This is a genomic window from Arthrobacter sp. 2MCAF15, from assembly GCF_052115605.1.
Taxonomy (GTDB): Bacteria; Actinomycetota; Actinomycetes; order Actinomycetales; family Micrococcaceae; genus Arthrobacter.
Window position 1 is genome coordinate 1 of sequence record NZ_JBFRGZ010000017.1, and the last position, 24605, is coordinate 24605.

Genomic DNA, 24605 nt, shown 5'->3' on the forward strand with positions numbered 1-24605 from the left:
CTGCTCAAAAGTTGTGCTGGACATCGCGGCGCTCACAGTTCGCCACCGTTCTTGGACGCGTACTCCTGCGCCGACAGCAGCGGACCCTCCCCGGTCACGGCGACCTTGAACAGCCAGCCGGCCCCGTAGGGATCGCTGTTGATCAGCGCCGGGTCATCGACGACGGCGGAGTTGATTTCGGTGACCTCGCCCGTGACCGGGGCATACAGGTCCGAAACGGACTTGGTCGACTCCACCTCGCCGCAGGTCTCCCCCGCCGTCACCGTCGAACCGACCTCGGGCAGGTCCACGTACACAATGTCGCCCAGGGCGTCGGCAGCCACGGCCGAAATGCCAATCCCCGCAGGGCCCGATCCGTCGGCGGCAACCCACTCGTGTTCCGCGGAGTACTTCAGTTCAGCAACTACTTTGCTCATTTCAATTCCTCAAATCTCGTCTGACTAAGAATCTTTAGTGGATGTCGGTCCCGAAGGGACTTACTTGTCCCGCTTGTAGAACGGCAGTGCCACGACTTCGAACGGCTCGGCCTTGCCGCGCAGGTCGATGTCCAGTGCGGTGCCGGGCTCGGTGAACTCGACATCGACGTAGGCCATGGCGATCGGGTAACCGAGCGTGGGGCTGGGCTGGCCGGAGGTGACTTCGCCGACGACGTTGCCGTCTTTGAGGACCGGGTAGTGCCCGCGGCCCGCGCGGCGCCCCAGGCCCTTGAGGCCCACCAGCTTGCGGCCGGTGGTGGAGCCGGCGCCGGCTGCCTTGAGTTCGCTCAGGGCAGCTTTTCCGATGAAGTCCGATTCCTTGGCGAGCGAGACAACCGGACCCAGGCCCGCCGCGTAGGGGTTGCCTTCGCGGGAGAGCTCGTTGCCGTAGAGCGGCATGCCGGCTTCCAGGCGCAGCGAGTCCCGGCAGGCCAGGCCGGCGGGGATGAGCCCGTGGCCTGCACCGGCTTCCAGCAACGCCTCCCACAGGGCCGCTGCGTCCTCGTTCGGCACGTAGATCTCGAAGCCGTCCTCGCCGGTGTACCCGGTACGGGCCAGGAGGAGATCCCGGCTGGCGCCGCCGAACATGAACGGGACCTCGACGGCGGCGTAGTACTTCAGCTCCGTGACCAGCGAGTGCTGCTCCGCCGGGACCAGCGCCAGCAGGATGGCTTCCGCGTTCGGTCCCTGGACGGCGATCAGGGACGTCTCGGCGGAAACGTCCTCCACCTTAACGTCGAACCCGCCTTCTTGGGCAGAACCAGCCCGTTCGGCCAGTGCTGCGGAGACCACCACGGCGTTGCCGGCGTTGGGGACCACGAGGTACTTCTGCTCGCCACGGCGGTAGGAGATCAGGTCATCGATGATGCCGCCGTCTTCCTGGCAGATCAGCGAGTACTTGGCCTTGCCGACGGCGACTGCCGACAGCTTTCCGGCAAGGGCGTAGTCCAGGAAGGCTGCGGCGTCCGGACCGGTGACCCAGACTTCGCCCATGTGGGAGAGGTCGAACAGGCCGGCGGCGTTGCGCACGGCGTGGTGCTCGGCCAACTCGGAGGAGTACTTCAGCGGCATCTGCCAGCCGCCGAAGTCGGTGAAGGAGGCGCCGGCCTTCTTGTGCTCTTCGTAAAGTGCTGTGTAGTTCTCGGTCATCGGGAATCCTTAGTTTTCGAATTCGGAAAGCGGCGGGCAGGAGCAGACCAGGTTGCGGTCCCCGGCAGCGCCGTCGATCCGGCCGACCGGAGGGAAGTACTTGTCCTGCCTGAGCGTGTGGACGGGGAACGCAGCCTGCTCGCGCGGGTACTTGCGGGCCCAGTCCGAGGAGACCACCGCGGCAGCCGTGTGCGGTGCGTTGCGCAGCGGGGAATCCTCCAGGGTGAAGTCCCCGGCGGCGACCTGCTCGATCTCGGCGTGGATGGTGATCATCGCGTCGATGAACCGGTCGATCTCCGCGAGGTCCTCGGACTCGGTGGGCTCCACCATGAGGGTGCCCGCAACGGGGAAGGACAGCGTGGGGGCGTGGAAGCCGAAGTCGATCAGGCGCTTGGCCACGTCCTCGGCGGTCACGCCGGTCCTGGCCGTCAGTTCGCGCAGGTCCAGGATGCACTCGTGCGCCACGAGGCCGCCCTCGCCCGTGTACAGGACCGGGAAGAACTCGTTCAGGCGGGCCGCGATGTAGTTCGCTGCCAGCAGCGCCGACTTGGTGGCCTCGGTCAGGCCCTGGGCGCCCATGAGCTTCACGTACGCCCAGGAAATCGGCAGGACGCCGGCGGACCCGTACCGGGAGGCAGAGATCGCAACGCCGGTTCCCGGTTCGACAGCGCCGGCGTTGTGCGCCGCTTTGTTCGCGTCCCCCGGCATGAACGGTGCCAGGTGGGCCTTGGCCGCGACCGGGCCGACGCCGGGTCCGCCGCCGCCGTGCGGGATGCAGAAGGTCTTGTGCAGGTTCAGGTGCGAGACATCGCCGCCGAACTGGCCCGGCTGGGCCAGGCCGACGAGCGCATTCAGGTTGGCGCCGTCGACGTAGACCTGCCCGCCGGCCGCATGCACGGAGTCGCACACCTCGCGGACGTCGGCGTCGTACACCCCGTGGGTGGAGGGGTAGGTGATCATGATGGCGGACAGGGCGTCCTTGTTGGCCTCGATCTTGGCGTTGAGGTCCGTGTGGTCGATCGTGCCGTCGGAGGCGGTGGCCACGACGACGACCTTCATGCCGGCGAGCACGGCCGAGGCCGCGTTGGTGCCGTGGGCGGAGGCCGGGATCAGGCAGACGTTGCGCTGGGCGTCACCGCGGGAGAGGTGGTAGCCGCGGATGGCCAGCAGGCCGGCGAGTTCGCCCTGGGATCCGGCGTTGGGCTGGATCGAGACCTGGTCGTAGCCCGTGATTTCAGCAAGGTCAGCTTCGAGGCCGCTGATGAGTTCCCGCCACCCCTCGGTCTGGGAGTCCGGCGCGAAGGGGTGGATGGAGGCGAACTCCGGCCAGGAGATGGCTTCCATCTCGGCCGTTGCGTTCAGCTTCATGGTGCACGAACCCAGCGGGATCATGGTCCGGTCCAGGGCAAGGTCGCGGTCCGAGAGCTTGCGGATGTAGCGCAGCAGCTGCGTTTCGGAACGGTGCGTGTTGAAGACCGGGTGCTGCAGGAAGTCGGAGGTGCGCAGCACACCCTCGGGCAGCTCGAAGCCCTTGGCCTCCACCACCGGACCGGCGCCAAAGGCGACAACCACCGCGGAAAGGACCTCCGGCGTCGTGGTTTCATCGACTGACACGCCAACTGTGTCCGCGTCGATGAGCCGCAGGTTGATGCCGCGGGCCTCGGCGGCGGCGATGACCTTGGCGGCCTTGCCGGGCACGCGGACCGTGAGGGTGTCGAAGAAGGAGTCGCTCGCCAGTTCGCGGCCGACGATCTTCAGCGTGGCGGCGAGGGCGCGGGCGTTGTTGTGGACGGTCTCGGCGATCGCCTTCAGCCCGTCCGGGCCATGGTAGACGGCGTAGAACGAGGACACGATGGCCAGCAGCGCCTGCGCGGTGCAGATGTTCGAGGTGGCCTTCTCCCGGCGGATATGCTGCTCGCGGGTCTGCAGGGCCAGGCGGTAGGCGGGGACGCCGGCGTTATCTTTGGAGACGCCCACGATGCGGCCGGGGAGCGTGCGTTCCATGCCCTCGCGGACCGCCATGTAGGCGGCGTGCGGGCCGCCGAAGAACAGCGGCACGCCAAGGCGCTGCGTGGAACCGACGGCGATGTCCGCGCCCTGCTCGCCCGGAGGGGTGATCAAGGTCAGGGCCAGAAGGTCCGCTGCCACGGTGACCAGGGCGCCGCGGCCTTTGGCCTCTGCGATCACGGCGGACTGGTCCCACACCCGGCCGGAAACGCCCGGCTGCTGCAGGACGACGCCGTTGATGTCCCCGGCGGGCAGTCCCTGGGAGAGGTCGGCGACCTCGACCTCGAAGCCCAATGCGTCGGCGCGGCCCCGCACAATGGCGATGGTCTGCGGGAGGCAGTCGGCGTCCAGGACCGTCTTGCCGTCGCGGGCACCTGCGTTCTGTCCTGCGGACTTATTTGCCCTGCGCATCAGGAGCACGGCTTCGGCGACGGCGGTGGCCTCGTCGAGGAGGGACGCGTTGGCGACCGGCAGCGCGGTGAGGTCCTGGACCATGGTCTGGAAGTTCAGCAGCGCCTCGAGCCGGCCCTGGGAGATCTCCGGCTGGTAGGGCGTGTAGGCCGTGTACCAGGCGGGGGCCTCGAGGATGTTGCGGCGGATGACCGGCGGCGTGACGGTGTCGTAATAGCCCTGGCCGATCATCTGCACGGCGGTCTTGTTCTTGGAAGCCAGCTTGCGCAGTTCGGCCAGCACCTGAACTTCGCTGAGGGCGCTGTCCAGGCTGAGCGGCTTTTCCTGGCGAATGGAAGCGGGGAGTGCATTGTCTACGAGGCCGTCTACGCTGTCGTAGCCGACGGCCTTGAGCATGGTGTCGATGTCTGTTTGGCGGCGCGCACCGATATGGCGGTCTGCGAACGTGGACGGGGACGACTGAATCGTCATGAGGAACTCCATAATTCAGGTGGCACAGAGTGCCACGATGATTCGGGTTCCTCCCCGCTCTGTATTGGACCTGAGAGTTTCCGCGTTGCCTGCTGTTAGCAGGCGCCACTTGCACCGTCGGTGAGCCCGGTTTCCCGGACTGCTTTCCAGAGTTGCCTTGCCGCGGCGGTACGTGGGCCTGAGAGATTCCTGGGGAGGATTTGCTCCTACGGCGCCTGCTGAACGTACCGGCAGGACTCTCCCGCCGCAGATCATAAGCTGTGCCACTGGTGGGTGACACGGCTCACACGTTACTTGTTGCAGGGGCCGGTTGCAAGAGGTGGGTCCGTATGAGGCGTTGTTTGACGATAACAACCGCAGGCCGGTCCGCGTCCGCGAGGCTAGGCCAACTAGTCCGCCGGCCGGGGAGGTTCGTGGAGGCCGAATGCCGAGCCTCGGAGGTACGGCACGGCACCGGAGTCGCCGGAAGCGGACGACGGCGGAAAAGTCCCGCCGTCGTCCGCTTGCCGTTTGGTGCCCTTACAGTCTGTGATACTCCGGAGCTGCCCACCGGGCGGCCCCGGAATCGGCCTTGCTTGCCGGTTGGCCCGCGTACGTCCAGACACACGGCCGGCCGGCATCACTCGGGAGGAGCTGGCCCTCGTGCATCGAGATGCTCGCTCCGGCCGGGCTCTGCCAGACTCCGGTCAGTTCGCAGTGGGTGCCCGTGGCTTGACGCCGCGGCGCTGAGAGTTTGATGATCCTGCGTGCCCGTTTCTCGGCTACGGGAAATCTCTTCTTCACGATGACGCTCCTGGCCGTTCCCGGTAGGTGCTTTCGGGAACATCAGTGATGAACATGTGTCCGGGGGCGTGGCTGATGGCGAAGGCTGGCCTGGATGCCATCACTGCGCTCTGCGGTGTCACGCCGCAGGCCCAGAAAACCGGCACTTCCCCCGGCCGGATCTCCACCGCATCGCCGAAGTCGGGACGGTTGATGTCGGCAATGCCGAGGTCCCCGGGCGTCCCGACGTGAACCGGGCTGCCGTGAACCTTGGGCACCTCCGACGTCACCCTGATGGCCGTTTCGACCAGTTCGGGCGGCATCGGGCGCATGGAGACGACCATCGGTCCGTGGATTCGTCCGGCAGGGGTGCACTCGATGTTCGTGCGGTACATGGGGACGTTGCGGCCGGTTTCGGTGTGCCGGAGCGGGACGCCCGCGCTGGCGAGCGCGGCTTCGAAGGTGAAACTGCAGCCAATGAGGACGCCCACCATGTCATCACGCCAGACCGATGCGACGTCCGTGACTTCATCGGCAAGTTCGCCGTCCACCCACACCCGGTAGGCCGGGATGTCAGTGCGGATGTCCGCCCCCGCGGCGAGGACGCTCCCGTACTGTCCCGCCGGGATGACGTCGATGACGGGGCAGGCTTTGGGGTTGAGCCGGCAGAATTCGATGAATTCGTCGGCGTAGTCCGCCGTCACCGCTATCAGGTTTGCCTGGGTGTAGCCATCGCCCCATCCGGAGGTGGGGGTGACCAGGCCGTTGCGGAACTTCAGGCGCGCATCGGAGGGTGCCAGGTGTGCGTTGGCCTGGTTCATCGGGCCTCCACCAGCTCATTTACAGCCGGATCATTTTCCACCAGCTCAGTTGAAGGCTGCAGGTACTCCTGGTCCTCGGCAACGTCGGAGTCCCGGCCCAGGGCCAGGCCCACCAGGGTCAGGAGGCAGGCAACGCTGAGGTAGATGGCAACCGGGACCCAGCTGTTGAAGGTGCTCAGCAGGAGGGTGAACATGAACGGTGCGATAGCGCCACCGATGATTCCGGCGAAGGTGTAGGCCAGCGAACTGCCGGTGGAGCGGAGCCGCGGCGAGAACTGTTCAACAACGAAGGCCGCCTGGGGTCCGTACATAAACGAGTGGCAGAGCAGGCCCAGCACCGTTCCCACGATCAGCATGACCGGGGACCGACCTTCGAGGACGATGAAGAACAGGTACCCCCAGACGGCGGCGGCCACTGCGGCGATTGCGTAGACCAGCCGGCGGTTGATGTGGTCGGAGATGGCCCCGGCGAGCGGCATGGTGAAAATCTGGAGTGCCGAACCGATCAGGACGGCCACCAGCACTTGGCCGCGGTCGAAGCCAAGTTTCTGAATGCCGTAGGTGAGCATGAAGACGGTGCACAAAGCGTAGAGGACGTCCGGGCCGATGCGGCTGAGCATGGCTGCGATGAGGGGGCGGCGCTGGGTTGCCAGGACTTCGCGGATGGGGGACTTGGGCTTGTCTCCTTTGGCTTCCATGGCCTTGAAGATGGGGGTGTCTTCAAGCTTGAGCCGGATCCAGAGCCCGAAGGCCACCAGCAGGGCCGAGATCAGGAAGGCGATTCGCCAGCCGAAGTTCAGGAAATCCTCTTCGGACAGGGCCATGGTCAGGACGGCAAGCACGCCGTTGGCCATCAGGTTGCCGGCGGGCGGGCCGATCTGCGCGGCGGATGCCCAGAAGCCGCGGCGGTTCGGGTCACCGAATTCACTGGAGAGCAGCACTGCCCCGCCCCACTCGCCGCCGACGCCGACACCCTGCGCGAAGCGAAGGAAGACCAGGATGGCGGGGGCAATGATGCCGATGCTGCCGTACGTGGGCAGCAGGCCGATGAGGAACGTGGCGGCGCCGATCAGCATGAGCGTGATGACCAGGATCTTCTTGCGGCCGATCTCGTCGCCGAGCCGACCGAAGATGATGCCGCCGACGGGCCGGGAAATGTAGCCCACGGCGTAGGTGGAGAAGGCCAACAGGGTGCCCGTGACAGGGTCCGAGGCCGGGAAGAAGATCAGCGGGAAAACGATCGCAGCCGCGGCGGAGTAGACAGCGAAGTCATAGAACTCCAGTGCGGTTCCGGTCAGGCTGGCCGCGAATGCCTTGTACATGCCCTTGCGCCCTACAAAGGGCTTCGGGTCAGCGGGGGCCGTTACGGATGAAGCGGCCATGTGTACCTCCATGAAGAGTGGGGATGTCAGCCAAGTGCGGGCGGCTGGTGTTGGTGCGCCTTTTCGGTCCGGGCCTGCGGCGATGCGGGTCGGGACCTTCGGGTGCGTGTGCGGCTACCGTGATGGGCTGCGGAAGTCGGGACTGCGTTCAATTATTAGGATCAATTGTTGGATTGTTGAACAATCCGAATTGTTGAACAATTTACGCGACGCAGGTCACATCGTCAAGGGGTCGAGGGTGTTGCGCTCGTCGCGGCAGCCACCGGGTATAGCCGGATTTAAGGCGCCGAAGCGCTGCCTCAAGGCCTCAGGCCGCGTTCTCAGGGCACCGCGGCTGTGCTGGTTTCAGGGCTGCATGAACGGCGACGGCGGGACCACCCGCCGTCGTCGTCTTATTTTTTGTGGTTCTGAGTTTCTTGAGGTTCTGGTTTCTTGAGCTGGGAGTGTCTACCCCGGAGGCGGAAGGGCGGCATAGCTATGGGGCATCGAATGAGGATTGGTCGGCCGGTCCTCGTCGGAGGAGGTGGGCTCCCTGGTGTCGTAACTGCGCGCCGTCTTCAGGTTCCGCGATCGCTTGTACAGACCCACGGCGACCAAACCGAGGCCAGCGGCTAGAAGCGCGAGTCCCAGGACGAACACAGCCGCCGCACCCTGTCCGGCGCTGCCCGAGAACACCTCAACCAGTGGCATCGGCAGCGTGAACAACGTGGCCACCAGCAATATCGAGCCCGCTGCGATTTGCCATGTTCCTTTGGACCGCATGGTTCCCCCCTCCATGTTTTGCGTGTCAGCCTTGCGGCCCAGTAAACCCGAAGGGTGCGTATTTAGATAGGGCCGCCTCCGGGTGCTGGGCCCGAGAAAGTCGCGGGCACCAGGCGCCGGGCCCGGCCTATCATGGGGATCACGGGACGAAATGTAAGCGGGGGCCGCTTGGCATGACCAGCGAACGCGAACGCAGTGACGCGCCAACGGGTGGCGTTGCGCTGGTGACCGGCGCGAGCCGCGGTGTCGGCCGGGGCATCGCGCTTGCCCTTCAGGCCGCGGGGTTCCGGGTTTATGGCACGGGCCGGTCGATCGAGCAGGCGGACCTCCCGCGGGAGATCGTGCGCCTGCGCTGCGACCATCTCAACGATGACGAGACCGCGCACGTGTTCGACACGATCCGGACCGAGGGCGGCCGCCTCGACCTGCTGGTCAATTGCGCCTGGGGCGGGTACGAGAAGATGATCGAAGGCGGCGCGTTCACGTGGCCGGCACCGTTCTGGGAGCAGGCGCCGCATCGCTGGACCGGCATGATGGACGCCGGAGTCCGCGCCGCATTTGTGTGTTCGGCGCACGCGGCGCGCATGATGACGCCGCGGCACCGCGGCCTGATCGTCAACATCAGCTTCTGGGCCGCGCAGCGCCACCTCGGCAACACGATCTACGGCATCGCCAAAGCGGCCACCGACAAGATGACCTCCGACATGGCCGTCGAGCTCAGACCGTTCGACATTCCGGTCATCTCGCTCTACCCCGGCCTGGTCCGCACCGAGGCGGTCCTGGCCGCGGCGGAAAGCGGTGCATTCGATCTCTCGACCAGCGAAAGCCCCGAGTTCATCGGCCGGGTGATCAATGCGCTGTTCCATGATCCGGACCTGATGACGCGGACCGGCCAGGTGCTCATCGCCGCTGCGGTGGCAAAGGAGTTCGGCGTCCTGGACATCGACGGAAAATCGCCGCCGGCGCTGACGCTTGCGGACATCTAGGCAGCTGGGGTGGACGACGGCGGGACGTGCCGCCGTCGGGTTCCCGGGGAGCCGCACGGGCCTCGGGCTGGTGGCCGGAAACCCGTGCCCGGGTGCGATCCCAGTGCAGAGGGGGCGTCTTTCATTGGGTGAGCCTTTCATTGGATGAGGAGCGGCCGCATGATAGGCGCATGACCCCCATCGCATCAGCCGACGAATCCGCCGTTGCGAAAGCCCACCGCGAACTCGAAGCTGCCGGCGTCCGCACCGTGATCGGCACGGTGGTGAATGCTTCGGGCATCACGCTGGCCAAGAGCGTTCCGCTGGCGCGGCTCAAAATCTTCCACGAATCCGGGATGGGCGCCGCCCCCGTCTGGCATGTCTTCACCATCGACGGCGGGATAGCGTTCACGGACAGCATCACCACGGTCGGCGATATGCGCCTGAAGATCGACATCGCGGGACTCCGTGTCCTGCCCGGCGGCCGGGCATGGGCACCGGCCCGCCTTTTCGAACAGGATGGAGCCGCCTCTCCGGCCTGTGCCCGCGGTTGCCTGGCCGACGTCGAGGGCAGCCTGGTCGAGGCCGGGTACCAGGCGCTCGTGGGCCACGAACTGGAATTCTTTCTCGTCGCCCCGGATGGTGCAGCGCTGGAAACCGCGCCCTGGGTTCCGTACGGGGCAACCGGCCTCCTGGACCGATCGGAATTCCTCGATGACCTGCTCTCAGCGCTGAACCAGGCCGGGCTTCCCCTGGAGCAGCTTCACGCCGAGTACGGCAGGAACCAGTTCGAGTTTTCCCTTCCCCCGGCCCCGCCGGTCCAGTCCGCGGACACGGTGGTCCTTGCCAGGATTATCGTGGGCATCGTCGCCAGGGCCCACGGCATGATGGCCTCGTTCTCGCCGTCGCCCTTTCCCGGCAGCGTTGGAAACGGCGCCCACCAGCACTTTTCGCTCCGAAGGAACGGAGTGCCGCTGTTCTCCGGCGGCAGCGGACCGCACGGCATCTCCGCCGAGGGAGGCGCTGCCATTGGCGGAATCATCGCAGGGCTCCCGGATGTCCAGGGTTTCCTCACGGGGTCAGTTTTGTCCGGAAGCCGGTTGGCGCCCGGCACGTGGTCGGGTGCCTACTTGTGCTGGGGCCTGGAAAACCGGGAAGCCTCGGTGCGCTTTCTGAACGAGGGCCAGGGCAATCCGCACGGAGCCAACGTCGAGGTGAAAATCGTCGACCCGTCGGCGAACGTGTATCTGGCCTCCGCAGCCATCCTTGCCCTCGCCCTTGACGGCATCCGCGGCAAAAGCGGGCTTCCGGCAGAGATCCCGGGTGACCCCGGACGGCTTTCGGAAAACGAACGGCACCAGGCAAACGTCCGGCTGCTCTCAAACTCCCCCGCCGCCATCATCGACACCCTGGACAACTCAAGCCTTGCCCGCAGGCTTCTCGGAGACGCCGTCGTCGACGCCACGGTGGCTGTCCGGCGCTACGAACAGCGCATCGCAGCCGAACTCACGCCGGACGAGCTCGCCGAACGCTTTCGACTTGCCTGGTCGATCTGATGGCGGGCGGTGACTTCCCGGACTTTGTCGAACACGTCAGCCTCGTCGATCACCACGTGCATGGCGCGTTTCACGCCGACGGTGATGAGGCACGCTTTCAGAACTCGCTGAACGAAGGGAACACCGAACCACTGGCCAACCCCGGGGACGCCTACAACACACAAATCGGGCTCGCCATCCGGCGCTGGTGCAGCGGCATTCTTGATCTGCCCCGGCACGCCTCACCGGCGGAGTACTGGAGCCGGCGCGCCGAGCTAGGAGAACTCGAGGTCAGCCGGCGTATGACCCGCGCTGCCGGGGTGAGCGACTGGCTGATCGACACAGGACTGGACGCCGCTGACTACCTCGGCATGGCCGGCATGGCCGAGGTCTCCGGCGCGCGCACCCACGAGATCGTTCGGCTGGAACTGCTCGCCGAGTCGCTGATCCGGGAGATTGCCAACCCGGCAGACTACGTCGACGAGTTCGGCCAGCGGCTCCACGAACTCACGCGCACCGCCGTGGGCGTCAAAACCGTTCTCGCCTACCGGGCAGGATTCGACCAGGACCTCAACCGGCCAGCACCGGCGGCGGTCACTGAGGCAGCCCGCCGCTGGCAGCAGACCCCGCGCGCCGGCACCAAGGCGAGGCTCACCGACGTGACACTCATTGCCCACGGGATCCATACGGCCGTGTCGATGAAGCTTCCCGTGCAGTTCCATGTCGGATTCGGCGACCGAGACCTGGACCTCCACAAGACCAATCCCCTGTACCTCCTGGACTTTCTCCGGTCCGCCGAAGTCCGGGACACACCCATCATGCTGCTCCACTGCTATCCGTTCGAGCGCGAAGCAGGCTACCTGGCCCATGCCTTTGAGAACGTCTACATCGACGTGGGCCTCGCCGTGAACTACACCGGGTCACGGAGCCGGGATCTGGTGGCCCGCTCCTTCGAACTGGCCCCCTTCACCAGGATCCTGTACTCCTCCGACGCCCTCGGCCCGGCCGAACTTCACTACCTCGGGGCGAGGCTGTGGCGCAACGCAATCGCCAAGGTAGTAGGCGGATGGATCGACGACGACGACTGTTCGGAGGCAGACGCCCGCAGGATCGTGCAACTCGTCGCGCGCGAGAACGCCCGCCGCGTGTACGCGCTCCCCTGAGCAGCCGCCGTCCGGTGTCTAGCTTGGCTAGCCGTTGAATTCGGCCGGGTGCGGGCCGGTGCGGCCGTCCCGTTCGAGTCCGTCCACAACGGCCAGCTCATCCGCGGACAGATCGAAGCCGAACACGTCCAGGTTGTCGCTGATCCGCGACGGCGTGACCGATTTGGGAATGATGATCCGTCCCTGCTGCAGGTGCCAGCGCAGGATCACCTGCGCCGGGCTCCGGCCGTGCCGGGACGCGATATCAAGGATGGCCGGATCCTCGAGGAGGGCTCCCTGGGCCAGCGGGCTCCAGGCCTCGGTGGCGATTCCGTAGGCGGCGTTGAAGGCACCGATATCCCGCTGCTGCAGGGCCGGGTGCAGCTCCACCTGGTTGACCGCCGGCACCGTACCGCCGAGGTCGATGAGCGTCTGCAGGTGTTCGGGCAGGAAATTGGAAACGCCGATCGCCCGGACCTGGCCGTCGGCCAGCAGCTTCTCCAGGGCCAGCCAGGAGTCCGCGTATTTGCCCAGCCCGGGAGCGGGCCAGTGGATCAGGTACAGGTCAAGGTAGTCCAGGCCGAGCTTGTCCAGGCTGGACTCGTAGGCCGCGAGGGTGGCGTCGTAGCCGAGATCTTCGATCCAAAGCTTGGAGGTGATGAACAATTCGTCGCGGGCAATCCCGGATTCCGCCAGCGCACGGCCGGTGCCGGCCTCGTTGCCGTAGATCGCGGCGGTATCGATGCTCCGGTAGCCGGCGGCGAGAGCCGCGCTGACCGCGGCGGTGGTGTCGTCGTCGGACACCTGGAAGACACCGAAACCGAGCTGCGGCATCTGGACCCCGTTATTGAGCGTGACGGTGGGAATGGCGGTCATGGTTTCTCCTGAAGTCAGATCGGGTGACGGGGACGTCGGTGGCCAGCCGACGAAGTAGGGCGCGCACGCTAGTAATTGCAAGCGCTGTGTTTATTGTTGCACAAAGATATATAGCGCGCAAGCAACTACTTTCGACCACGGGCCGCCGTTCAGCCCCGCTATTCAGCCCAGTCGGCGTCGTCGTAGGGGCGCCCCCGGAAGTGGGCGCGGAGGTACTCCCCCACCACGGCAGCCCCCAGGTCCCCGGTCTCGGGCGCCACCACCCGGCCGTCGATGCGGCGGACCAGGCGCTGGACAAACCGTTCCAGGCCGGGGTCCTCGCCCAGCCGGAAGAACGTGGCCTGCGTGCCGGCACGCCCCAGGCGGTCCAGCTCGGCGACCGTGACGCGGATGGTCTCCGGGTCCGGCGGATAGCAGAACCAGGACTCGCCGTCGGCCAGCAGGTGGGCGGTGGGTTCGCCGTCGGTCACCACCAGGAGGACGGGCTGCATGGACGGGTGCTGGCGGAAGAAGCGGCCGGCCAGCAGCAGTCCGTGGTGCAGGTTGGTGCCCTGCTCCCGCAGGGCCGGCAGGGCCGTTAGCTCGCCGATGTCCATGGTCTGCGCGTAGCGGCCGAACGTGATCAGCTGCAGCCGGTCGCCGCGGAACCGGGTGGAGACGAGGTGGTGCAGGGCGAGGGCGGTGCGTTTCATGGGCACCCAGCGTCCCTCGGCGGCCATCGAGAAGGACACATCCGCCAGCAGGACGACGGCGGCCTGCGTGCGCGCCTCCGTCTCCGTCACCTCGATGTCCCCCACGGCGAGGCGCAGTCCGCGGCCCGGATCACCGCCGTCGGCGATAGTGCGGCGGATCGCATTGGTCATGGTCCGAGTGACGTCCCACGGCTCGGCGTCGCCGAACTCCCACTGCCGGCTGGAACCGGTCTGTTCCCCGGCCGCCCCGGCGACGCGCGTGTCCCGGCGCCCCTGCCGGCCGGAGAGTTGCTTGGCGGTGTCCCGCAGCAGCGACCTGCCGAGCCGCCGCATGGCCTGGGGCGACAACCGGAGATCCCCGTCCGCCCCGCGCCGGAGGTAGCCGCCGTCCTGCATTGCCCGCTCGATCTCCGCGAGGGTGCGGGCCGTCACGGCGGCGTTCTGTCCCAGCTGGCGGGCCAGCGCGTCCAGGTCCAGATCGTCGAGGCTTGAGCCGCTATAGGACTGGGAGAGCTGTTCGGCCAGCTCGTCGAGTTCGGCGATGTCCTGGAGCACCCCGGTGCCGTCGCCGAGCCCGAGTCCTTCCTCGCCGTCGAAGCGTTCGGAGCCGGTCCAGTCCTCACCGGGTCGCAAGGCGCGCAGGCTGTCGTCGAGCTGGTCGAGCTCGGCCATGAGATCGGGCGAGCCGAATGCCTGGGCGGAGAGCCGCATCAGTTCGTCGCGCTGCTCGGCGGACATGGAGCGCAGGAGCCGCTGGGCGGCGGCGGCGCGCTGGGCCAGCGCGTCCACCAGCTCCTCGACGGATTGTGGATTCTCCGGAAAGAAGTGGCCATGCCGGGCCATGAAACCCTGGAAGTCCGCATCAGTATCCTCGCCGCGCCGGTGTTTGCCGAGGAGCTCGTTAAGGTCGCGCAGCATTTCGCTCACGGCCGCGCGGTCCTCATCGGTGGCGCTCTCGAGTGCTTCCTTCATGCCGGCGAACCGCTGGTCAAGGAGTTCGCGGCCCAGCAGATCCTTGATCCGCTCGTAGGCCTCCCGCGCGGTGCTGGACTGCCAGTCATAGGAGGCGAGTTCGTTGACCGCTGCCGCCGTGGAGCGGGGCAGGTTCTGCAGCTGCATCTCCCGGATGGCGCGGTCGGTGTTGTCCATCATGGCGTCGCGGGCGAGCTGCTTGCGTTCCTCCAGGACGGCCGTGTCGAGCAGCTTCTGGACTTCGCTGAGGGTGCCGTCCAGCCGGTGGCGGCTGAGCAGTTCATTCCGGCGCTGCTGGACGCGGCTGGCGAGGTCGTCGAGGCCCTCCCGGCTACGGCCGCCGCGCCGGAGAAACTCCTGCAGGGCGTGCCGGGGCGAGTAGCCTGCCATGACGTCCTCGGCGACTGCGTCGAGCGCCTCCGCCAGGTCCACCGGCGGGGCGAGCGGATCCGGCCCTCCGGCGTACCTGCCGTACCTGGACCGGTTGTGCGCGCTCATGGGCCCTCCTGTCCCTAAACTTTGGACTGCTAGCCGTAGATCGTTTCTTCGTCGTCGGAATCCTTGGAGATCCGCCGGGCGAGGTAGAGGCCTTCCAGCGCAAGTTCGACGGCGGCGGCGCGCTGCCCGTCGTTTTTCGCGCCCAGGCGCTCACTGACTTCCTCGTACAGGCGGGACCCGTTTAGGTTCGGAAGGTTGTGGAGGAACTCCCGCGCCGTGACCAGTTCCCCGGTGGTCACCGTGGTGTGGCCGTCGAGAGCGGCCACCAGCGGACCCATGTCGAGGCCCTGGAAGTGCGCCCGCACGGCTTCTGCGGTGGCTGTGCGCAGAAGGTGGTCCAGGACGGCCTGTTCACGGCCTTCCTCGCCTGACTCGAATTCAATCTTTCCCGTGAGGACGTCCACGGCGGCCTCCAGGTCGATGATCCTGGCGACGGCCTCGTCCTCGCCGCGGACGCTGGCACGGCGCAGGGCCGCCGCGGCGACGGTTTCGGCACCCGCGATGCCGAACCGGGCGGAAACCCCGGAGGTCTGGTTGACCGCGGGAGACTGCCGGAGTGCCCGGGTGTAGCGGGCCAGGATCTCGAGGATGACGGGCGGGACGCTGGCCACCAGCTGCCCCTCCTGGCGGATGACGGCGACCTCGTCGTCGAGCTCTATCGGGTAGTGCGTGCGGATTTCGGCACCGAAGCGGTCCCGCAGGGGCGTGATGATCCGGCCGCGGTTGGTGTAGTCCTCCGGGTTGGCGGACGCGACCACCAGTACGTCCAGCGGCAGCCGCAGCACGTAGCCGCGGATCTGGATGTCGCGTTCCTCCATCACGTTGAGCATCGAGACCTGGATCCGCTCGGCGAGGTCGGGCAGCTCGTTGATGGCGATGATCCCGCGGTTGGAGCGCGGGACCAGGCCGTAGTGGATGGTTTCCGGGTCGCCGAGGCGGCGGCCCTCGGCCACCCGCATCGGGTCGACGTCGCCGATCAGGTCCGCGACGGAGGTGTCCGGCGTCGCGAGTTTTTCGACGTAGCGTTCCGAGCGGTGGCGCCACGCCACGCGGAGCCGGTCTCCCTCGGTGAGGACGCGGGCGCGGGAGTGTTCCGTGATCGGTTCGTACGGGTGTTCGTTCAGTTCCGATTCCTCGATCACGGGCGACCACTCGTCCAGCAGCCCGGCCAGGGTGCGCAGGAGCCGCGTCTTGCCCTGTCCCCGCTCGCCGAGCAGGACGATGTCGTGCCCGGCGATGAGGGCACGTTCGAGCTGGGGAAGGACGGTCCGGCTGAACCCGAACAGACCGGGCCAGGGATCGCGGCCCGCGGCGAGCGCGGCGAGCAGGTTGTCGCGGATTTCGCGGCGCAGGTCTTTATGAACGTGGCCGGAGGCACGCAATTCACCAACAGTGAAGATATCGGGGCGATCACTCACTCCTCTACGGTAGTCCTCGACTGTGCGGGGAATCGAGGGATTTCTTCCGGTTCCCGAGCATTGGTTGCATCTGCCGCTACCGCTGCGCGGCTGCCCCACCCCTCGCAAGCTCGGGCGGGGACCCCTGCCGCTACCGCTACGCGGCTGCCCCACCCCTCGCAAGCTCGGGCGGGGACCCCTGCCGCTACGCTTAGACCTGATGACTGCTGCAATGCCGCCGGCACCATCGGCGCCACCATCCGGACCGCCGTCGGGACCCTCATCGGAGTCTCGGGGCACGATCCTCCTTCTGGTGCGCCACGGGGAGACGCCGACCACCGGCAAAGTCCTCCCGGGGCGGGCCCCGGGACTGCATCTTTCCGACTTGGGCCGGGCCCAGGCTGAACGGGTCGCCGAGCGTCTCGCCGGTTTGTCCGTCGATGCCGTCTATTCCTCGCCGCTCGAGCGCGCTATGGAGACGGCGGAGCCCACAGCAGCCCGCGCGGGCCTTGAAGTGAAGCAGGACGCCGGCCTGCTCGAATGCGACTTCGGCGAGTGGACCGGCGCCTCCCTCGCCGAACTGGCTGGTCTCCCGCAGTGGCAGACCGTGCAGCACAGCCCCTCCTCCTTCCGCTTCCCGAACGGCGAGAGCTTCACCCAGATGCAGGCGCGGATCGTCGGAGCCCTCGAGGCCCTGTGCGCTGCCCATGCCGGCGGCGTGGTGGTGTGCTTCTCCCACGCCGATCCCATCAAGGCCGCCGTCGCCCACGCCCTGGGCACGCACCTGGACCTCTTCCAGCGGATCGTCATCAGCCCGGGGTCAGTGTCGGCTATTTCATTTGTGGAGGGCCAGGCACCCGCCGTGCTCATGGTGAATTCGACGTCGGAACCCCTCAGCGGGCTGAGGGGGCCGTGATGAAACTGGGGCTGACGGTGAATCGGGGCAGACGGTGTCCGGCCGGGAGCTGACGCTGCTGGCCGAGGGCAGCGTCGAGCTGCTCGGACGCCTCCCGCGCAGCAGCAACGAGACATTCCTCGTCCAGGTTTCCTGCGGTGACGACTCCGCTTGGGCGGTCTACAAGCCGGAGGCCGGGGAACAGCCGCTGTCCGATTTCGAGCCGGGGCTGTACCGGCGGGAACGCGCGGCCTATCTGCTCAGCGAGTCCCTGGCGTGGGGACTCGTGCCGCCGACTGTGATCCGGGAGGAAGCCCCGTTGGGGATCGGTTCGCTGCAGTGGTTTATCGAGTGCGACTTCCGCGAGCACTACTTCACCCTGTACGCCGACGCCCCCGAGACCCACCGCGACCTGGCGCAGATCGCACTGTTCGACTACGTCGCCAACAACACCGACCGCAAGAGCGGGCACGTGCTGCGCGGTGACAACGGGCGGGTGTGGGGCATCGACCACGGGTTGTGCTTCTCGGCAGGTTTCAAACTACGCACCGTGATCTGGGACTTCGCGGGCGAACCCATCCCGGATGCCCTGCTCGAGGACATTGCCCCGCTCGCGGAGGCGGTACCTCCCGAGTTGACTGAACTTCTCGACGACGGGGAGGTCACCGCCTTGCAGCACCGCGTGCAGCGCCTGCTGCGCACCCGGGCGCTGCCGGTGGACCGCACCGGCATGCGCTATCCGTGGCCGCTGGTTTAGGCAACCTCCCGCGGGCTGCCCCTGCCCTACTGCCGGGTCAGCTCGCCGATCTTTCGTTCCAGCGCGGCGCGTTCGGCCGCGTTGGTGCACAGCGCGACGGCCTGCTGCAGGGCGGATCGCGCCTCCCCGCGGCGGCCGAGCCGGGTCAATAACTCGCCCCTGACGGCAGGCAGCAGGTGCGAGCCGTTGAGTTCGCCCCGGGATGCGATCGCGTCGACCAGTTCCAGCCCGGCGCCCGGGCCCGATGCCATGGCCACCGCCACCGCGCGGTTCAGTTCGACCACCGGCGACGGCGCCAGCCGCCCCAAGGCCTCATAGAGGATGACGATCCGCTGCCAGTCCGTTTCCGCGACCGAGGGGGCCACCGCGTGGCATTCGGCGATGGAGGCCTGCAGCCCGTAGGCGCCGAGCCCGCGGCCGGCCCCCGCGGCCTTCGCCAGTGCGGCACGGCCGCGCCGGATCGCCGACTGGTCCCACAACCGTCGATCCTGGTCCTCCAGAAGGACCGGGCGGCCGGAGGTATCGAGCCTCGCGGGGAAGCGCGCGGCCGTCAGTTCCATCAGGGCAAGCAGGCCGAACACCTCGGGTTCGGGCGCCAGCCGCGTGAGCACCCTGGCCAGGCGGCGCGCTTCGCCTGCCAAGTCCGTGCGCATCCAGGATTCACCGCCTGACGCGAAGGAACCCTCCGTGAAAATCAGGTACACGACCTGGAGCACCGAGCCAAGCCGTTCGGGGACTTCGCGCGTTTCCGGCACGGCAAACGGAACGTGGGCAGCGGCCAAAGTCTTCTTGGCCCGGGTGATGCGTGCCTGGATGGTCGGCACCGGAACCAGGAACGCCTTCGCGATCTCGTCGGTGCCCATGCCGCCCACCACGCGCAGGGTCAACGCGATCCGCGCTTCCCTGGACAAGACGGGATGGCAGGAGATGAACATCAGGGCCAGCACGTCGTCGTCGATCGCGTCGGGGTTGAACAGCGAATCCGCGCCCGGTTCCGCCTCCGAAAGGTCCCGGGCCAGCAGGGCGTATTTTTCGTCCCGGGCGGCACGCCGCCGGAAGGTGTCCACCGCCCGGCGCCTGCCGGTGGTCAGCAGCCAGCCCACCGGTTCGGCGGGAATCCCATTCACCGACCAGGACACGAGGGCCTCGGCGAGCGCCTCCTGTGCCAGGTCTTCGGCCAACGGGAAATCGCCAGTGTAACGGGCAAGGGCGCCGACGATGCGGGCGGACTCCATGCGCCACACCGCTTCGACGGCGGCCCTTGCCGCGTTGCTGCTCACTGCTGTTTTGGGCTGGGCAGTCCGGGTTGGCTGGTTCAGACCTGGCCGGTCTGCTCGCGCCAGGCGCGTTCCTTCTGGATCCATTCATTGTCCTGCGGGAACTCGTCGATGGAGGGTACCCGGCGGATCTCGGTCTTGGTGCCCGCCGTCATGGGGGCCCGTTTCGCCCACTCGATGGCTTCCTGCTTAGATGCGACGTCGAGGATGTAGTAGCCGCCGAACAGCTCCTTGGTCTCGCCGTAGGGGCCGTCAGTGACCACCGGGGTGTCGCCGGTAAAGTCCACCACGACGCCCTCCTTGGGATCGTCCAGGCCCTCGGCCGCCAACAGGACGCCGGAGCGGATCAATTCGTCATTGAATTTGCCCATGATCTCAAGCATTTCGTTGAAGTCGGCCTTCTCGAAGTTGGCGTACGACTCATCGGTGCCGCGCATGATCAACATGTACTTTGCCATTTCAATCTCCTAGGTTGTGGAAAGTCGCCCTCCGACCTTCTCACCCACAGGTCGAACAGCGCGAGGGAAAATCGACACGGGCCGGAAATTCATTTGGCGCGGCGCATGGCAACTCGCGGCTTGCCGGCGGCATCCAGGTTGCGGCGAATTGTCATGGGCCGGTCCCCTGCCTTGCTGCTGCGCCTTACTGATACGCCATCAGCCGGGCTATATCGGCGTCGCTGTCGCGGATCCGCCCGCTGAAGAAGCGGCGTCCCCTGATCGGGTGGATCTAGATCCGACGACGGCGGGACTTCCCGCCGTCGTCGAGATTCTGGGCTACCGTCCGGGCGCTACAGCCGTCCTAAGTCCCGGCCCCGCGGGAAACCAGCTCACGGAGTTGGGCAACTGGGTCGGGGACCTCAGCTCCGTGCGAGAACAGGATCCTTCTCGGCACCAGTTCGCTGAGCTTCCGCAGCGAGAGCTCCGCCTGCGCCGCGTCCGCAGTGAAAGGTGCGGGCGGCCGCGCCACTACGCCTTCCATCGCGCCCACCGCGTCCCCAACGAACAACACTCCCTCGTCCTCGTGGAGCAGGCCGATATGACCCTTCGTGTGCCCGGGTGTCTCGATGACCCGAAGTCCCCGGACATTGTCCCCCTCCGAAAGTGGCCGCAGCGGGACAGCCGAGGAGATCGCCTGGACCTCAGGCGCGCCGGCCCAGACCTCGGCTCCCGGGGTCCTCGATGTGACCTCATCCAATCCGCCGACATGGTCTGGGTGTGAATGGGTAAGGACGACGTCGGTGATATCGGACCATTGGGCGCCGACTCGCTGCAGTGCCAGTTCGATCTCCGCGGCGCTTCCCTTCAGCCCGGCGTCGATCAAGATCAGCCCGGTGGAGACCCCGACGAGAAAGCAGCGCACGTCCAAAGTGAGCTCGTCCGGCCCGGCAATTCCTGCAGGCAGATGAATTTGCTGAACAACTGGTTCCACAAATGACCGGACGTTAGCCATGTTCATCCTCCCGAAGGTGACTCAGTCCCCTCAATATCGGCATAGCACGCACAAACGTCAAGGCTTTGGGTGAACCGTCACCCGCCAGCGGCAGCCGAACGCCACGCCTGCGTCGTGATTTTATGGGCCGCACTTCCCGACACGGGCCCTGTCCAGCAGGAAGGGCAGCACTTTCGTAGACTCAATGGAGATCCGACGTGTCTCCCCACTTGAGACATGCCCGCCACAGGAAGAGCCATCGATGAAGATTATCGTCCTAGTAAAGGAGGTCCCCGACACTTACGGGGACCGAAAACTGAACCTTGAAACAGGCCTCGCCGATCGCGAAGCCAGCGAGACGGTCATTGATGAGATCGGCGAGCGGGCCTTGGAGCTGGCACTGACCTACGCCGACGCGAACGAGGGCACTGAGGTCGCCATGCTCTCCCTCGCCCCCGAGGGTGCCACGGCGACGATACGCAAGGGGCTCGCGATGGGCGCGGGAAGCGCCACCCACATCTGTGACGAGGCGCTGCGGGGCGCGGATCTTGGACTGACCGCTGAGACCCTCGCAACAGCGATCCGTCGCGCTGGATTCGACCTCGTGATCACCGGCAACGTCTCCACCGATGGATCCGGCGGCATGATTCCCGCGATGCTTGCCGAACTGCTCGACGTGCCGCACGCGACCGGCCTCAGCACTGTAGAAATCAACGACGGCGCCGTGTCCGGCTCCAGGCCCGTGGAATCCGGCGTGCAGACCGTATCAGCGAACCTGCCCGCGGTAATTTCCATTACCGAGGCCCTTCCCGGGCCGCGCTTTCCGAATTTCAAAGGCATCATGGCCGCGAAGAAGAAGCCCCTTGAGGTGCTTACCCTTGCTGACCTCGGGATCACGGCCGACGATCCGGACGCGGCGCGTTCGATCATGCTGAGCGTTGCAGAGAAGCCCCCGCGCGCGGCGGGCGTAAAGATCATTGACGAGGGTGATGCCGGCGAGAAGCTCGCCGACTTCCTTATCGAAAACCGACTGGCGTAAGGCGCAACGACATGACTGAATATCCTCGTGACGCAATCCTCGTCGTCGTTGAAACCATGGCTTCCGGCGAACTCGAGAAGGCTGCGGCCGGACTCTTCGGCGCTGCCGCTGCAGTGGGCACGCCCATTGCACTCGTACTTGCCTCACCCGGCACCGGGAGCGCCGCCGCCGCGGAGGCCGCTGCCCTGGGCGCCGCGCATGCACTGGTGGCGGAGACTCCGGACCCGGGCACGCTCGGCGTGCCGGCCGTTGACGCGCTGGCCGCCGCTGTGGGGCAGCTGCAGCCGGACGCGATCCTCATTTCGCATTCGCTGAATGGACGCGACCTTGCCGGCCGCTACGCCGCACGTTCGCGTGCAGCGATTTCTGTCGACGCGATCGGTGTGTCGCGTGATGACGAGGGCGTGCTGGCACACCACTCCGTTTACGGCGGCGCCTACAACGTGACGTCAACGGCCACGTTTGGGGCGCCGGTAATTACGGTCCGCCAGGGCTCCATCGAGGCGCGCGCCACGGCTCAGCCGCAGGCATCGGAAACCTTGGAAGTGACGCCCTCCAACAAGCCGGCCGCACGGATCGACTCGTTCGAGGAGGCAGTTGCCGCCACTGCGCGGCCGGAGCTCCGCGGTGCCGCGAAAGTTGTGGCGGGTGGCCGCGGGCTCGGGTCGGAGGAGCAGTTCGCCCTGGTCGGCCGGCTCGCCGATACCCTCGGCGCTGCCGTTGGCGCCTCGCGTGCTGCGGTGGATGCCGGCTACATCCCCCAGTCGGCCCAGGTCGGCCAGACCGGGGTTTCCGTGTCCTCACAGTTGTATATTGCGCTGGGCATTTCCGGCGCGATTCAGCACCGGGCTGGTATGCAGACCGCGAAGACGATCGTCGCCATCAACAAGGATTCAGACGCGCCGATCTTCGAGATCGCCGACTTCGGCGTGGTCGGCGACCTCTTCGAGGTTGTGCCCCAGCTGATTAGCGCCCTTGAGGCTCGGAAGAAGTAGCGATGGCAACTCTGTCTCGGAATATTCGGCGGGGCCTGCCGCGCGTCGAAGGCGGTGACCCCTGGCCCGCAGCAGGCGAGGTGCCCGCACGCATTGTCACGGCAGACGCGACGGCTGGGTCGGCGGCCCCTCCCGCGGTGGGACCGGTCACCGCCGGGCCGGCGGCCTTGGCGCCGCCCGCCTCTGCTGCCCAGGAACGGGCTCAGGAACCGGTGCCGGTGCCGGTGCCGAATGCAGCGTTGTCCGCTCCGGTCCCCGCAGTGCACGACGACGGCGCGGCGGCGCGGCAGCTTCGGCGCGGCCTGCCGCGCGTGTCGGGCGGGGAGCCTTGGCCGCCAGCGGGCGAGGCTCCGGCATCAGTGCCGGTTGTGTCCGGCGCTCCCGCGGCTGTCGGGCCGCCCGCCGCAGTCACCACTCCCGCTCAGGCAGCCGCGCCCGCGCCGGCCGTAGAGGTTGCTGCCCAGGCTGCTGAGCAAGCGGCGCCAGCAACGACGTCGGCTGCAACTGCCCCGGCCACCGCACCTGCCGCACCGGCGACGGGATCCACAGCGCTCCGCCGCGGACTCCCCCGGATTCCCGGCGGTGAACCGTGGCCGCCAGCCGGACTTGCTCCGGCTTCCAGCGCGGTGGCGGCCGCTGCCGCCGCTATTCCGGCCGCTGCGGTTCAGGCTGAGCCCGAACCCATTGCCGAGGCCCACGCCCCGGCTGCCAGCGTGGCGGAGACCGTTGCCGTGGTGGAAGCCGTTGCCGAGACGGAGCCCCCGACGACGGCGACTGCGAGTTCATCAGCGACCACACCCGCTGTCACCCCAGCAGCGGCAGCACCAACAGCCCCAGCACGGTCCGGCGCCCCGACACCGGCGTCAAGGCCTGCCGCCGTCGACAAGCCCGTGAAGCCAAAGTCCGAGGCGAAACTTTACGGTTCGCGCACCCTGGGACAGTGGATCAAGCTCGTGGTGCTCCTCGCGCTCGGCGCAGTGGCCGCGGCAGCGATTCTGGTCCTCGCCGCGCGCGGTGTGACCACGCTGCCGGGTGTCCCGGAGTTCCTGGAAAAGTACCCCGGCGCGTATGACCTGCCCGATACGGTCGAGCCCGGCTTCCCGTGGTGGGCGCAGTGGGCACACTTCTTCAACATCTTCCTGATGGTGCTCATCATTCGCTCCGGCTATCAGGTGCGCACCCAGCAGAAGCCGCCCGCGTACTGGACGCCGAAGGGCGGCGGCAAGAAGATCAGCATCAACCTGTGGCTGCACCAGTCGCTCGACATCTTGTGGCTGGCCAACGGACTCATCTTTGTGGTGCTGCTGTTTGCCACCGGCCGCTGGATGCGAATCGTCCCGACCAGCTGGGAGGTCTTCCCGAACGCGGCCTCCGCGCTCCTGCAGTACATGACCCTCGACTGGCCCGTGGAGACCGGCTGGGTGAACTACAACAGCCTGCAGCAGCTCATGTACTTCATCGTGGTGTTCATCGCGGCCCCGCTCGCGGCCATCACGGGTGCGCGCATGAGCGAGTTCTGGCCGAAGGACGCCAAGAAGGTCAACAGGATCTACCCGGTGGAGGTCGCGCGCGCGATCCACTTCCCGACGATGCTGTTTTTCGTGCTGTTCATTCTCGTCCACGTGTTCCTGGTGTTCGCGACCGGTGCGCTGCGCAACCTAAACCACATGTTCGGTGGAACTGACGAGGTGAACTGGGTCGGCTTCTGGCTCTTCGCGGCCGCAATCGCCGTCACGGCAGCAGGCTGGTACGCGGCACGCCCCCTAGTGCTCGCGCCAATCGCAAAGCTGTTCGGTCAGGTGAGCAGCCGCTAGGCTCCACCGTCCACACAGGGAGGATCCCGCGACAGTGAGGATCCCGCGCCGCACGCCACTCAGGCGCTCTGGCACGGGA

At 67.0% G+C, this 24605-nt stretch carries 19 protein-coding genes and 2 riboswitches; of the genes, 8 read left to right on the forward strand and 11 right to left on the reverse strand.

All coding sequences use genetic code 11. From position 1 onward, the window contains the following. Positions 1–32: 32 nt before the first annotated feature. The 5 genes from gcvH to AB4089_RS17475 all read right to left on the reverse strand — a co-directional run bounded on the left by gcvH (position 33) and on the right by AB4089_RS17475 (position 7479). Positions 33–416, reverse strand: coding sequence for a glycine cleavage system protein GcvH (gene gcvH, locus AB4089_RS17455; protein ID WP_441410536.1), 384 nt, complete (start codon positions 414–416; stop codon positions 33–35). Between the two features lie 60 nt (positions 417–476). Continuing rightward, positions 477–1625, reverse strand: coding sequence for a glycine cleavage system aminomethyltransferase GcvT (gcvT, locus tag AB4089_RS17460; RefSeq protein ID WP_441410537.1), 1149 nt, complete (start codon positions 1623–1625; stop codon positions 477–479). A gap of 9 nt (positions 1626–1634) precedes the next feature. Then, positions 1635–4526 (reverse strand): aminomethyl-transferring glycine dehydrogenase, encoded by a 2892-nt coding sequence (gene gcvP / locus AB4089_RS17465; protein WP_441410538.1) that lies wholly within the window; start codon positions 4524–4526, stop codon positions 1635–1637. 37 nt (positions 4527–4563) lie between these two features. Next, a riboswitch (glycine riboswitch) is annotated at positions 4564–4669 on the reverse strand. A 1-nt stretch (position 4670) separates the two neighbouring features. Beyond that, a riboswitch (glycine riboswitch) is annotated at positions 4671–4768 on the reverse strand. 525 nt (positions 4769–5293) lie between these two features. Then, on the reverse strand, positions 5294–6097 hold the full coding sequence (locus AB4089_RS17470) for a putative hydro-lyase (RefSeq protein ID WP_441410539.1): 804 nt from the start codon (positions 6095–6097) through the stop codon (positions 5294–5296). Continuing rightward, positions 6094–7479: an MFS transporter gene (locus AB4089_RS17475; protein ID WP_441410540.1), complete on the reverse strand. Its 1386-nt coding sequence runs from the start codon at positions 7477–7479 to the stop codon at positions 6094–6096. Before AB4089_RS17475 ends, AB4089_RS17470 begins: the two co-directional genes overlap by 4 nt. Positions 7480–8414: 935 nt before the next feature. Between AB4089_RS17475 and AB4089_RS17480 the strand changes: the two genes are divergently transcribed. The 3 genes from AB4089_RS17480 to AB4089_RS17490 all read left to right on the forward strand — a co-directional run bounded on the left by AB4089_RS17480 (position 8415) and on the right by AB4089_RS17490 (position 11904). After that, positions 8415–9227: an SDR family NAD(P)-dependent oxidoreductase gene (locus AB4089_RS17480; RefSeq protein ID WP_441410541.1), complete on the forward strand. Its 813-nt coding sequence runs from the start codon at positions 8415–8417 to the stop codon at positions 9225–9227. 170 nt (positions 9228–9397) lie between these two features. Then, positions 9398–10762, forward strand: a complete 1365-nt coding sequence (locus tag AB4089_RS17485; RefSeq protein ID WP_441410542.1) for a glutamine synthetase family protein — start codon at positions 9398–9400, stop codon at positions 10760–10762. Next, positions 10762–11904 (forward strand): amidohydrolase family protein, encoded by a 1143-nt coding sequence (locus AB4089_RS17490; RefSeq protein ID WP_441410543.1) that lies wholly within the window; start codon positions 10762–10764, stop codon positions 11902–11904. Before AB4089_RS17485 ends, AB4089_RS17490 begins: the two co-directional genes overlap by 1 nt. A gap of 27 nt (positions 11905–11931) precedes the next feature. On the opposite strand, the gene AB4089_RS17495 is transcribed toward AB4089_RS17490, so the two are convergent. From AB4089_RS17495 to AB4089_RS17505, 3 genes are all read right to left on the reverse strand, one after another. Next, entirely contained in the window at positions 11932–12759 is an 828-nt protein-coding gene (locus AB4089_RS17495; protein WP_441410544.1) for an aldo/keto reductase, read from the reverse strand. 158 nt (positions 12760–12917) lie between these two features. Next, positions 12918–14921: a vWA domain-containing protein gene (locus tag AB4089_RS17500; RefSeq protein WP_441410545.1), complete on the reverse strand. Its 2004-nt coding sequence runs from the start codon at positions 14919–14921 to the stop codon at positions 12918–12920. Positions 14922–14950: 29 nt separating this feature from the next. Continuing rightward, complete coding sequence (locus tag AB4089_RS17505) at positions 14951–16339, reverse strand: sigma 54-interacting transcriptional regulator (protein ID WP_441410546.1); 1389 nt, start codon at positions 16337–16339, stop codon at positions 14951–14953. 199 nt (positions 16340–16538) lie between these two features. Between AB4089_RS17505 and AB4089_RS17510 the strand changes: the two genes are divergently transcribed. Together AB4089_RS17510 and AB4089_RS17515 are read left to right on the forward strand one after the other, a co-directional pair. Then, the gene (locus tag AB4089_RS17510) at positions 16539–17234 is read left to right on the forward strand and encodes an MSMEG_4193 family putative phosphomutase (RefSeq protein WP_441410547.1); all 696 of its coding nucleotides are present in this window, start codon (positions 16539–16541) and stop codon (positions 17232–17234) included. A gap of 34 nt (positions 17235–17268) precedes the next feature. After that, entirely contained in the window at positions 17269–17970 is a 702-nt protein-coding gene (locus AB4089_RS17515; protein WP_441410548.1) for an SCO1664 family protein, read from the forward strand. A 26-nt stretch (positions 17971–17996) separates the two neighbouring features. Here the strand turns inward: AB4089_RS17515 and AB4089_RS17520 are convergent, their stop codons facing one another. From AB4089_RS17520 to AB4089_RS17530, 3 genes are all read right to left on the reverse strand, one after another. Next, a complete protein-coding gene (locus AB4089_RS17520) occupies positions 17997–19250 on the reverse strand; it encodes an RNA polymerase sigma factor (RefSeq protein WP_441410549.1) in 1254 nt (417 codons plus the stop codon). A gap of 35 nt (positions 19251–19285) precedes the next feature. Then, entirely contained in the window at positions 19286–19705 is a 420-nt protein-coding gene (locus tag AB4089_RS17525; RefSeq protein WP_441410550.1) for a YciI family protein, read from the reverse strand. Between the two features lie 343 nt (positions 19706–20048). Next, positions 20049–20699, reverse strand: a complete 651-nt coding sequence (locus AB4089_RS17530) for an MBL fold metallo-hydrolase (RefSeq protein ID WP_441410551.1) — start codon at positions 20697–20699, stop codon at positions 20049–20051. 241 nt (positions 20700–20940) lie between these two features. Between AB4089_RS17530 and AB4089_RS17535 the strand changes: the two genes are divergently transcribed. The 3 genes from AB4089_RS17535 to AB4089_RS17545 are packed head-to-tail and all read left to right on the forward strand — an operon-like array spanning position 20941 to position 24526. Then, positions 20941–21717: an electron transfer flavoprotein subunit beta/FixA family protein gene (locus tag AB4089_RS17535; protein ID WP_441410552.1), complete on the forward strand. Its 777-nt coding sequence runs from the start codon at positions 20941–20943 to the stop codon at positions 21715–21717. A gap of 11 nt (positions 21718–21728) precedes the next feature. Continuing rightward, positions 21729–22712 (forward strand): electron transfer flavoprotein subunit alpha/FixB family protein, encoded by a 984-nt coding sequence (locus tag AB4089_RS17540; protein ID WP_441410553.1) that lies wholly within the window; start codon positions 21729–21731, stop codon positions 22710–22712. Positions 22713–22714: 2 nt separating this feature from the next. Next, the gene (locus tag AB4089_RS17545) at positions 22715–24526 is read left to right on the forward strand and encodes a cytochrome b/b6 domain-containing protein (protein ID WP_441410554.1); all 1812 of its coding nucleotides are present in this window, start codon (positions 22715–22717) and stop codon (positions 24524–24526) included. The last annotated feature ends 79 nt before the right edge of the window (positions 24527–24605 follow it).